Source organism: Chryseobacterium sp. JV558 (assembly GCF_033712365.1).
Lineage (GTDB): Bacteria > Bacteroidota > Bacteroidia > Flavobacteriales > Weeksellaceae > Chryseobacterium.
In genome coordinates this window covers 178398-189875 of sequence record NZ_WJHU01000004.1, presented here as the reverse complement: position 1 = coordinate 189875, position 11478 = coordinate 178398, and the positions used below count along the sequence as shown (strand labels likewise).

Here is an 11478-nt window from a genome sequence, read left to right as displayed (position 1 = left end):
AATGATTATTGATAAAGGATAATTGATGAATGCTACATTCATCAATTATCCATTTTGTTTTTAAATTTTGTCGTCAGAATATTCTCCTTTCAGGGCATAATAACCGAAAATGGCCATTCCGCCTGAGATAATCGGCATCAGTACAAAAAGAATGATGATGCCAAAAACCAGATCTTCCTGCTTTCCGGATGCGATTTTGGGGATTCCCAAGACTGTAATTCCGAAATACCCTACAATCACCGCAATTGCGATCCAGAGAATGCCTAATATTTTTTTTAGTCCGTTCATTTTAGTAGTTTTAAAATTAATAAAAATCTGAGTGATTCAATACTTAATCGTGAAGATTATTGTTCTTACTTTTAAGATAAAATAATCCGATGATGAGACATACTGTAGCGACTCCAATGGGATACCATAGCCCCTCAAGATACCATGTAGCATGTCCCGCTTCTTTCCCGGTAGTAACCAGATAAGTTGCCACAGCTGGTAGAAGACCTCCGAATACTCCGTTTCCGATGTGATAAGGCAGAGACATTGAGGTGTATCGGATTCTTACAGGGAACATTTCTACAAGGAAAGCGGCAATAGGTCCATATACCATGGTTACAAATATTACCTGGATAAATACAAGGAAGACCAGATACCATTTCGTATCGTCGCTTAATTTTAGGGATGTGGAGATTTTTGGTTCTTCCGCTTTTCCGTCTTTCATAACAGGTCCTGCAGGCGACCAGTGAATGATGCTGTCTTTTTTAATCAAAGTTCCGTCCGTGTAAAGAGTTTCTTTATGGAAAGTAACCAGACTGTCCGTGGCAATATCACTGTGGATTTTGGCGGTTCTTTTTTCTGTAATTCCATTGGCAGCAACAATTTTACTTTCAAGATTTACACTCTTGAACATGCTGTCATAAATAGGTCTGTAGGCTAAAATAGCAACTAGCATTCCGGTCATCATCACTGCTTTTCTTCCTATTTTATCAGACAGCCATCCGAAGAATACAAAGAAAGGCGTTCCTAAAAATAAAGCAGTAGCCATGAGTGAATCTACCTGTGCGGATTCTACATTCATTACCTTTTGAAGGAAACTCATGGCGTAAAATTGTCCTGTATACCAGATAACCCCTTGTCCCATTGCTGCTCCGAATAAAGCCAATAGCACAAACTTGAAGTTGTATCGGTTCCCGAAACTCTCTTTCAAAGGGTTTTTAGACGTTTTTCCCTCACTTTTAGCCTTAGCAAAAAGCGGAGATTCTTTCATGTTCTTTCTGATGACATAAGAAACGGCAACCATCAGAATCGAGATCCAGAAAGGAACTCTCCATCCCCAGTTGTCAAACTCTTCTGCAGAAAGAGTTGATTTTGTAATTAAAATAACGATCAGTGAAATAAAAAGTCCGGCTGTTGCAGTGGTCTGAATCCAGGATGTCCAGTAACCTCTTCGGTGAGGCTGGGCGTATTCTGCTACATAAGTGGCGGCGCCTCCGTATTCACCACCAAGGGCAAGTCCCTGAAGTAATCTTAAAATTAAAACTAAAACAGGAGCCATAAAGCCAATAGTTTTATAACTTGGAATACAGCCGATCAGGAAAGTGGAAAATCCCATGATCAGTAAAGTAACAAGAAAAGTATACTTTCTTCCGATGATATCTCCCAGTCTTCCGAAAAATAGAGCTCCGAAAGGTCTTACAACAAATCCGGCAGCAAAAGTAGCCAGAGTAGATAAAAATGCTGCAGTAGGATTATCTGCAGGGAAAAATTTAGTAGCTAAAACAATGGCTAAACTTCCGAAGATATAGAAGTCGTACCATTCTATCAATGTACCGAGTGAAGAGGCAGTGATCACACTCCATATGGTGCGGTTTTTCTGCCTGTCGGTCATATTTTCGTAGCTTTCGTGATGATTTTCACTCATATTGATTAGTTTTTGATGTTAATGGAATAGGATATTAATTTGAATTTTACAAGTAGATTTGAAACTGTACAATAAATTCTCCTTTTGAAGAAGGACTTTCCGTAGGGCTGGTATAAACAGGTCTTGTTGAATATTGTGTCGTAATTTTTGCATGGTGTCCGTCTATGAACCAGTTGGCTCCTACATCAAACTGAGAGGAAGATTTATCAAATGCTTCAAAACTTTTGTGGGTATAGGCAGCGAAGGGTTGTATTCTGATTTTTGGCTTTTCTGCCTGACTTGGTAATAGTAAACCAGCCTGTGCGTAGATAATATTACCTGTTCCGATGGTTGGCTGCAGATTTCCTGGTCCTGCAATGGCTTTATTTCCGATAAAATTAGGATCGGAAGCTGCAATATTCATTGTTCCCAGATTTCTTACATAGTTTGGGCCGAAATTGTAGTTGTAATATCCAGCATAAGCGGAAACTGCCATTTTATTTTTCGCTTCTCCCAAAGGAATATCTGCAAAAGCGTCTACTGCAAAAAGTGTAATATCATGCTTTTCAATGTTGGAATTTACGGAAGTTCTTGTTCCGTCTGCCTGATGATAGAAACCGGCTCCTATATTGAAAACTTTCTTCGTTCCCAGATAAGATCCCACTTTGTATGGAAGGGTGTTGGATTCCTCATCAAGGAACTGATACTCTACATATCCTGCTTTTGAAAAACTGGGATTTCCGTTGTTGTCTACCGCAACAGCTTTTGATGGATCTGTTACATTCACAGGAATAAGATCTGTGGCGAAAGGTTTATTTAAACTGAAACGGTATTCCAGTTTTCCGTATTTACCTTTTGCAAACATGCCGAGCTGTCTGGCAAATTGGTCTGAGTTATCAATTAAAGGCCATGAAAAAACGGGAGAATCTAAGGTGAGAAAATTGAGTGTAGAAGCCATCGTCATACGGGAAAGTCCCATATAGTAATGAAGCCCCGCCCCTAAAGATAAACTGAATTTTCCCGCTTCTCCAGGTAAAATAACTGCATATTCGTTCCAGGCATCATGAAAAAATAACTGGGTCTTCTTTCCATTTCCATACCCTCCCGTGCCGGAAGTGCCTGTTGCTCCTCCATTGATGAAGGTCTGGTTGTTGATTCCAAAATGAAGGAGAATCATGTATCTTTTAGAGACCTGTGCGTATGCTAAAGCACGTAATCGCCTGTTTCCTATGCTCCAGGAGTTGTCTGTGGGCTCGCCACCTACCATACTTCCGGGATTCATGGAGGTATTTCTCAGCCAAAGCTGGTCCCATAAAATAAATCGGACGAATTTGTCACCATCCGGATTGAGGTTTATTTTTAAGCCATTGCCGTAATCAGGAGAACCTTGTGAGTATACAGAACTACTAATTAAGGCTACTCCAATAAATGTAAGTAATTTCTTCATAAATTATCAATTTTTGGCGTTGTTTTTTGTGAATGCCAAATTGTAATTAATAATTTAGTTACGAAAATTTAATATATATTAGTGGTAATACTATAGTTATGATTTATTTGATTATGAGTTTCGGGTTTCGGGATTCGGGTTTTGCGATCCACGTTGCGAGGTATGAGATTCAAGAATCATTGATATTTAGTGTGTTACTCTGTATTTTATATCCCGCAACTCGCACCCCGCAACTCGTATCTATTTTTTAAACCTTTCCCATTTAATCAACATATACTTATCAGCAAACTGAGTAATGATAATCCCGGAATTTTTAATGTTTTCTTCCTGAGCGATATATTCAATGAGTTCGTTCTGCTTTAATATTTTATAAACAGGATGGAACTCAGAATGGGGAGGTCTGGTAATATTGTACTTTTTAATCCAGGAACTTATGGTGACATGTGAAACTCCGATAATCCTTTCAATTTCACGATAGCTTAAACCTTCCAGATATAACTGAAGAGCCTTGGTGACATAATAATCATCAATCTGTTTTCCCAGTTTTTTAACGGTGAAATAATACTTGCAGTCTTTGCAGTGGAAGCGTTGCTTTTCATTGATGATGCCGCTTTTTACCACCTTGGTACTGTTGCATTTAGGGCATGCGTTTTCCATAACTATATTATTTTAGCAAATATATAATAAATTAGCAAATGTATATTTTTCAATAAAGATAATTTTACCTGTCTAAAATTTTAAAACAAAAAAAATATCTTTTTTATTTGGTTTTTAAAGAAGTTTTATTTTAAATTTGCCAAAAAAATTAGATAAATAAATGGAAATAGAAATTTCCTCATGCGAACATCTAATGTATGTGAGTGAAATACAGCAGGAAATGTATGATTCTGCACAGCGCAGAGGAACGGGAATCGCAAAACGTTCCATAGAATATTTGAGTAAGAAGATTTCAGAAGGCAATGCTGTGGTAGCCACTGAAAATGGTGAGTGGGTAGGTTTCTGCTATATAGAGACCTGGTCGCATGGGAAGTTTGTTGCCAATTCGGGATTAATTGTATCACCGAAGTTCAGGAATGGAGGCGTAGCAACTCAAATCAAGCAGAGGGTTTTCCAGTTATCTAGAGACAAGTATCCGGAAGCGAAAGTGTTCGGATTGACAACAGGTTTAGCAGTAATGAAAATCAATAGTGATTTAGGATATAAACCGGTAATCTATTCTGAGCTTACTCAGGATGAAGAATTCTGGAGCGGCTGCAAAAACTGTGTGAACTATGAAATTTTAATGATGAAGGAACGTAAAAACTGTCTGTGTACAGCGATGTTATTTGTTCCTGAAAATATAGAAAAAAAAGAGGTTGTAAAAGATCAGCCTGAAAATAAATATAATGGAGCGAACCAAAGTGATTTTGTGTATTCTGCACAAAACTCTGCAAGTGAATTCCATATGACCATTAATAATAATAAAAAAAGTCCAGATGAAAAAGAAAGTCATCTTAGCGTTTAGCGGAGGTTTAGATACTTCCTACTGTGCAAAATATCTTAGTGAAACGCTTGGGTATGATGTGTATGCAGTCACTGTAAATACCGGAGGTTTTTCAAAAGAGGAAGAAAAAGAGTTGGAAAGAAAAGCTTTAAATCTTGGGGTAAAAGAATACAGGTGTGTAGACGCTCAGGAAGATTATTATAATTCATGTGTGAAATATTTGATTTTTGGGAATGTATTGAAAAATAATACTTATCCTCTTTCTGTAAGTGCTGAACGTACAATTCAGGCGCAGGAAATTGCAAAATATGCGATTGAAGTAAAAGCAGACGCTATTGCTCACGGAAGTACAGGAGCTGGAAATGATCAGGTTCGTTTTGATTTGATTTTCCAGGTAATGTGCCCGAATATCGAGATTATTACGCCAATCCGTGATATGGCTTTATCCCGTGAAGAAGAAATTGAATTTTTGAAAGACCATGGTTATGAAATGGAATTCCATAAAGCACAATATTCTGTAAATAAAGGGCTTTGGGGAACTTCAGTAGGCGGTAAAGAAACATTGACATCCAGAAATAATCTTCCGGAAGAAGCTTTTCCATCCCAGATTAAAGAAACTCAGCCTTCAGAACTGGAGATTGAATTTAAAAACGGAGAGGTAATAGGAGTGAACGGTGAAAGTTTTGAACATTCTGTATATGCTATTCAAAAAATAGAGGCTTTGGCTTCAGCGTATGGAATCGGACGTGATATTCACGTAGGTGATACTATTGTTGGGATTAAAGGACGGGTGGGATTTGAAGCAGCAGCAGCATCGGTGATTATCAAAGCACATCATTTATTAGAAAAACATACGCTTTCAAAATATCAGCAAATGATGAAGTCTCAGTTATCCGACTGGTATGGGAACTGGCTTCATGAAGCGCTATTCTTAGATCCTGTTATGAGAAATATTGAATCTTTCCTGATTGATTCTCAGAAAACAGTGACTGGAAAAGTATTTGTAACCCTTCATCCATATAGATTTATTTTGAATGGAATAGAATCTGCTCATGACCTGATGTCCGATAAATTCGGAAGTTATGGAGAAGCAAACAGAGCATGGACAGGAGATGATGTGAAAGGATATACAAAAATTGTAAGCAATTCCTTAAATATATACCACCAGATTAACCAAAATATCAATTAGTTCCGGAAGGACGATTAATGCAAGGCAGAATAGAGTTCCGCCAGAATTAAAATGAAGAAAACAGTAGGAATAATTGGTGCCAACGGTTATACAGGAAGTGAGCTGATACGCTTACTGGCTTTTCATCCCCATGTGACATTGAGTTTTTTATATAGTCGTTCGAATTCGGGAATAAGAATTTCGGATCTGTACCCGGATTTAACGACGGTTTGTGAAATGGTTTTGACGGATAAACCTGAAGAGGTTGATATTCTTTTTCTATGTCTTCCACATAAGGAAAGTCAAAACTGGTTAACTCAAAATCCTGTCAACGATGAAACGCTGGTGATTGATCTTGGGAACGATTTCCGTTTAGAAGGAAACTTTGAAAACAGAGATTTTATTTACGGATTACCTGAAATCAATAAAAAACAACTGTCGGGTGCTAAAAGTATTGCCAATCCGGGATGTTTTGCTACAGCTATTCAATTGGCTTTGCTGCCATTAGCGGAAAAGGGAGCGTTAAATGAAGTTTTTACTACAGGGATTACAGGTTCTACAGGAGCCGGACAGTCTTTGCAGGCAACAACTCATTTTACCTGGAGAAATGATAATGTTTCAGCATATAAAACTTTAACGCATCAGCATGTGGATGAGATTTTACAACAGTTGATTTCATTTAATAATAAAGAAGTAACCCTGAATTTTGTTCCATGGAGAGGAGATTTTGCAAGAGGAATTTTTACAAGTTCCACGATGAAGACGGATTTGGAGCTGGAGGAAATAGAACAATTATATCAGGATTTTTATACGGAGGAGCCTTTCGTTACGGTAAGTAGGAAGGCAGTGGATTTAAAGCAGGTTGTCAATACCAATCGCTGTGTGATTCAGATCGAAAAGAGTGGAAATGTTGCCGTTATTCACTCAGCGATTGACAATTTGTTAAAAGGTGCTTCGGGACAGGCAGTACAGAATATGAATCTGGCCATGAACTGGGAAGAAAATGCAGGCCTGAACTTAAAACCGATAGCATTTTAAATCACAATTTCTAACTAGAAGTAAAATGACTTAGGAAAATGAAGCGTTAAGAAAATTAATTCTATGAACGTTAATAAAATTCTACTGTTCGAAGTGCGACGCAAATATTGAGCCGAAGAACTAATCTCGGATTCGCACAAGTTTTAGAATTTTTAGAGAATAGAACTAATTTTTAGCGGAAGTTTCCAGGTCTTGAACTTTTGTTTCTTTTGTTTTAAGACAAAAGAAAAATTTAAAAAAAACAAAAAATGAATTTATTCAACGTATATCCATTATTCAATATAAATCCGGTTAAAGCAAAGGGATCTTTCCTTTGGGATGAAAAAGGCGAAAAGTACCTTGATTTCTATGGAGGTCATGCTGTCATTTCTATTGGCCATAATCATCCACATTATCAGAATAAGCTGAAAGATCAACTGGAAAAAATATCTTTTTATTCCAATTCCATTCAGAATGGATTGCAGACGGAATTAGCTGAAAAATTAGGAAAGCTTTCAGGATATGAAGATTATAACCTCTTTTTATGTAATTCGGGGGCTGAGGCTAATGAAAATGCATTGAAACTTGCTTCATTTCATAATGGAAAAAGCAAAGTGCTTTATTTTTCAGGTTCATTCCACGGAAGAACTTCAGCAGCGGTTTCAGTGACAGATAATCCTAAAATTGTAGCTCCGGTTAACTTTTCAGAAAGATTCATTAAATCGGAATGGAATGATGTGCAGCAGCTTGAAGAAACCTTTGAAAAATTTGGAAGTGAAATCTCTTCTGTGATTATCGAGGGAATTCAGGGAGTAGGCGGAATTATGATTCCTGCACCGGAATTTTTATCTAAAATTAAAGAACTGTGCGAAAAAAATGATGCTGTTCTTATTTTGGATGAAGTACAATCTGGATACGGAAGAAGCGGATATTTCTTTGCTCATCAGGAGTTCGGACTTGAAGCTGATATCATCACTACAGCCAAAGGAATGGGAAATGGTTTCCCTGTTGGCGGAGTTTTGATTCATCCTAAATTTCAGGCAAGCAACGGTTTGCTGGGAACTACATTCGGAGGAAATCATCTTGCCTGCGCCGCTTCAATTGCTGTGCTGGATGTAATGAAAGATGAAAATCTTATCGAAAATGCTCAGAAAATGGGCGAATATATTGAGAATGAAATTAAAGATTTACCACATATTAAATCCATCCGAAGGAAAGGGTTGATGATCGGAATAGAACTCGACAGAGACTGTTCAGAAATAAGGAAAAGCTTGTTGTTCGATCATCATATTTTCACAGGAAACTCTAATGATAAAAGTGTCTTAAGGATTCTTCCGGCACTGAATATCAAAAAAGAGGAAACGGATCTTTTCATCAATGCTTTGAAAACAGTATTGGAAAATATCTAAGTGATTTAAAAACAAAATCTTTAAAATTAATTCAAAATGAAAAATTTTACCTCTGTAAGTGATGTAGAAAACTTACAGGAAATCATAAAAAAAGCTTTACAAATAAAAGCAGATCCTCTTTCCGAAACAGAAAAAGGAAAAGGAAAAACAATAGGACTTGTATTTTTAAACTCAAGCTTGAGAACCCGTCTGAGCAGCCAGATTGCTGCGCAAAATCTAGGTTTAAATGTATTGACGTTAAATGCTGCACAAGAGGCATGGAATCTTGAATTTGCTGACGGAGCTGTAATGAACGGAGATACCGTAGAACACATCAAAGATGCTATCGAGGTTCTTAATCAATATTGTGATATCATCGCAGTACGTTGTTTTGCAGGAATGAAGAGCAAGGAAGATGATGTAAATGAAAGCATCCTAAGCCAGTTTGAAAAGCATGCAAAAGTTCCTGTGATTTCACTGGAATCAGCAACCCGCCACCCGCTGCAAAGTCTGGCAGACTGTATCACCATTACAGAAAACTGGAAAAAAGATCATAAACCAAAAGTGGTTTTAACTTGGGCGCCACACATCAAACCTATTGCGCATGCTGTTGGAAATTCTTTCGCAGAATGGATGCAGGAAATGGATGTAGAGTTGGTAATTGTCAATCCCGAAGGGTATGATTTGGATAAAAACTTTACAAAAGACATAAAAGTAATTCATGATCAGGATGAAGCCTTGAAAGATGCAGATTTTATCTATGTGAAAAACTGGTCCTCTTTTGATGATTATGCAGCAATGCCTGAAGTGAAAGGAGATTGGATGCTGACCAATGATAAATTAGCTCATACTAATGATGCAAAAGTAATGCACTGTCTTCCGGTTCGCCGTAATGTGGAGCTGAGCGATGAGGTGATGGATGGAGACCATTCTATTATCTATCAGCAGGCGAAAAACCGTATTTTCTCTGCACAGGCTGTGTTCAGTGAAATTTTAGATGAATTAAAAGCCTGAAATAATCCTTGTTAAGATTTTAAACCTTAACAAGGATAGAAAGAAGTATGGATCACAAAACGTTTACAATGAAGGAAAAGTTATACATCATAAAAATTGGCGGAGCTTTAATTGATGATGAGGAATTATTAACCCAATTCTTAGAACAATTTTCTGAAATCCAGGAAAAGAAAATCCTTGTTCATGGTGGTGGAAAGTTGGCGACAACGCTGGCTGATAAACTGGGCATCGAGCAGAAAATGATCAACGGAAGGAGGATTACGGATAAAGAGACATTGGACATTGTAACAATGGTATATGCAGGAGGAATCAATAAAAATATTGTTGAAAAGCTGCAGCAGAAAAAATGCAATGCCATAGGCTTTTCCGGAGCAGACGGAAATTTAATTAAAGCTAAAAAAAGAGAACATCCTGAAATTGATTTCGGATTTGTAGGAGATATCAATAAGAAAAGCGTGAATAAAAAGCTGGTTTCAAAATTAATGAAACTGGATCTGGTTCCTGTATTTTCTGCAATTACCCACGATAAAAAAGGAAACCTTTTTAATACCAATGCAGATACCATTGCCTCTGTAATGGCGCAGGCTCTTTCGGAGAAATATGAAGTGGAGCTCTTGTATTGCTTTGATAAAGCGGGAGTGTTGGAAGATGTAAATGACCCCGAATCAGTGATCAAAAGTGTAACTGAAGGAGAGTTTGCTGTATTAAAAGAAGAAGGAAAACTTCACAAAGGGATTTTACCCAAACTTGAAAATGCTCTTGGAGCAATTAAAAATAATGTAAATAAGGTGTTTCTGATCAAAGAAACAGAACTTAAAAACCATATAGAAAATCATCATGCAGGAACTGAAATCTGTTTATAAAGAAGAATTGTTGAATAATGCAGTCGGATTGCTTAAAAATTTGATTGAGATTCCTTCATTCAGTAAAGATGAATTCAATACATCGGTAGAAATTGAGAATTTTTTCAAGAAACATCAGATTCCTACCAAGCGTTTTAAGAATAACATCTGGGCGGTGAATAAGCACTTTGATGTATTCAAGCCTTCTGTTTTACTGAATACCCATCATGATACGGTAAAGCCTAATAAAGCGTATACACTGGATCCGTTTGTGCCTGTTGAAAAAGACGGAAAACTGTTTGGATTGGGAAGTAATGATGCCGGAGCTTCTTTGGTTTCTATGGCGCAGGTTTTCTTGCATTTTTATAATAAAGAAGATTTAAAATATAATTTAGTTATTGCTTTGACGGCAGAGGAGGAGATTTCAGGATTTGATGGAATCGAAGCTCTATTTCCGCAGCTACCCAATGTAGAACTCGCCATTGTAGGAGAACCCACGCAGATGAATCTGGCGATTGCGGAAAAAGGACTTCTTGTGATTGATGGAGAAATGAAAGGGACTCCTTCTCATGCCGCTCATCCTAATGATGATAATTCGATTGTAAAATGCATGCTGGATCTGCAGAATATTTTAGCTTTTAAATTTCCAAAAGTTTCAGAATATCTGGGAGAAGTTAAAGTTACTTTATCAGGAATTCATGCAGGAGTGCAGCACAACGTTGTTCCGGAATCTTGCAATTTCACATTGGATGTAAGGGTAACAGATGAATATTCTAACCACGAAGCGTTTGATATTATTCAGTCTCAGATGGAATCCACTTTGACGGCAAGGTCTTTCAGACTAAATTCTTCAAAGATCGAAATGGATCATCCGTTTGTAAAAGCAGGAATCGAAATAGGGAGGACAACTTACGGTTCGCCAACCTCTTCAGATCAGGCGATTATCCCATGTACATCCGTGAAAATGGGCCCTGGAGATAGTAGGCGCTCTCATACTGCAGATGAATTTATCTATGTTCAGGAAATAGAAGAAGGTATAGAAATCTACATCAGAATTTTAGAAAAAGTGTTATAAATAATGGAAGAATGAAGCAGGAAGATGGGAGTTATTAGAGTTTGTAATTCGCTTTCAGTCTCCAGCATCAGGCTTTCAGCTCAATATATGTTTTGACTCCGCCCGGCAGGCACGAAGTTTAGTTTTTAATAAGATTTATGCAAAAAGAAAATT

11 protein-coding genes are annotated in these 11478 nt (G+C 37.4%); 7 read left to right on the top strand and 4 right to left on the bottom strand.

The features are described 5' to 3' along the window. Positions 1–60: 60 nt before the first annotated feature. The 4 genes from GFU89_RS15355 to GFU89_RS15340 form a co-directional block, all read right to left on the bottom strand. Positions 61–288, bottom strand: coding sequence for a DUF6814 family protein (locus GFU89_RS15355; protein WP_034696261.1), 228 nt, complete (start codon positions 286–288; stop codon positions 61–63). A gap of 43 nt (positions 289–331) precedes the next feature. Beyond that, the gene (locus GFU89_RS15350; protein ID WP_318847967.1) at positions 332–1912 is read right to left on the bottom strand and encodes an MFS transporter; all 1581 of its coding nucleotides are present in this window, start codon (positions 1910–1912) and stop codon (positions 332–334) included. A gap of 46 nt (positions 1913–1958) precedes the next feature. Continuing rightward, on the bottom strand, positions 1959–3338 hold the full coding sequence (locus GFU89_RS15345) for a porin (RefSeq protein WP_318847966.1): 1380 nt from the start codon (positions 3336–3338) through the stop codon (positions 1959–1961). 240 nt (positions 3339–3578) lie between these two features. After that, a complete protein-coding gene (locus GFU89_RS15340) occupies positions 3579–3995 on the bottom strand; it encodes a helix-turn-helix domain-containing protein (protein ID WP_318847965.1) in 417 nt (138 codons plus the stop codon). 160 nt (positions 3996–4155) lie between these two features. On the opposite strand from GFU89_RS15340, the gene GFU89_RS15335 reads away from it, so the two are divergent. From GFU89_RS15335 to GFU89_RS15305, 7 genes are all read left to right on the top strand, one after another. Further along, positions 4156–4842 (top strand): GNAT family N-acetyltransferase, encoded by a 687-nt coding sequence (locus GFU89_RS15335; RefSeq protein WP_318847964.1) that lies wholly within the window; start codon positions 4156–4158, stop codon positions 4840–4842. Further along, entirely contained in the window at positions 4814–6010 is a 1197-nt protein-coding gene (locus tag GFU89_RS15330) for an argininosuccinate synthase (RefSeq protein WP_318847963.1), read from the top strand. Before GFU89_RS15335 ends, GFU89_RS15330 begins: the two co-directional genes overlap by 29 nt. 51 nt (positions 6011–6061) lie before the next feature. Then, positions 6062–7027: an N-acetyl-gamma-glutamyl-phosphate reductase gene (gene argC, locus GFU89_RS15325; RefSeq protein WP_318847962.1), complete on the top strand. Its 966-nt coding sequence runs from the start codon at positions 6062–6064 to the stop codon at positions 7025–7027. A gap of 248 nt (positions 7028–7275) precedes the next feature. Further along, a complete protein-coding gene (locus GFU89_RS15320; RefSeq protein ID WP_318847961.1) occupies positions 7276–8415 on the top strand; it encodes an aspartate aminotransferase family protein in 1140 nt (379 codons plus the stop codon). A 36-nt stretch (positions 8416–8451) separates the two neighbouring features. Next, a complete protein-coding gene (locus tag GFU89_RS15315; protein ID WP_318847960.1) occupies positions 8452–9408 on the top strand; it encodes an N-acetylornithine carbamoyltransferase in 957 nt (318 codons plus the stop codon). A gap of 68 nt (positions 9409–9476) precedes the next feature. Further along, positions 9477–10271, top strand: a complete 795-nt coding sequence (argB, locus tag GFU89_RS15310) for an acetylglutamate kinase (protein WP_318847959.1) — start codon at positions 9477–9479, stop codon at positions 10269–10271. Beyond that, complete coding sequence (locus tag GFU89_RS15305; protein WP_318847958.1) at positions 10246–11325, top strand: M20 family metallo-hydrolase; 1080 nt, start codon at positions 10246–10248, stop codon at positions 11323–11325. Before argB ends, GFU89_RS15305 begins: the two co-directional genes overlap by 26 nt. The last annotated feature ends 153 nt before the right edge of the window (positions 11326–11478 follow it).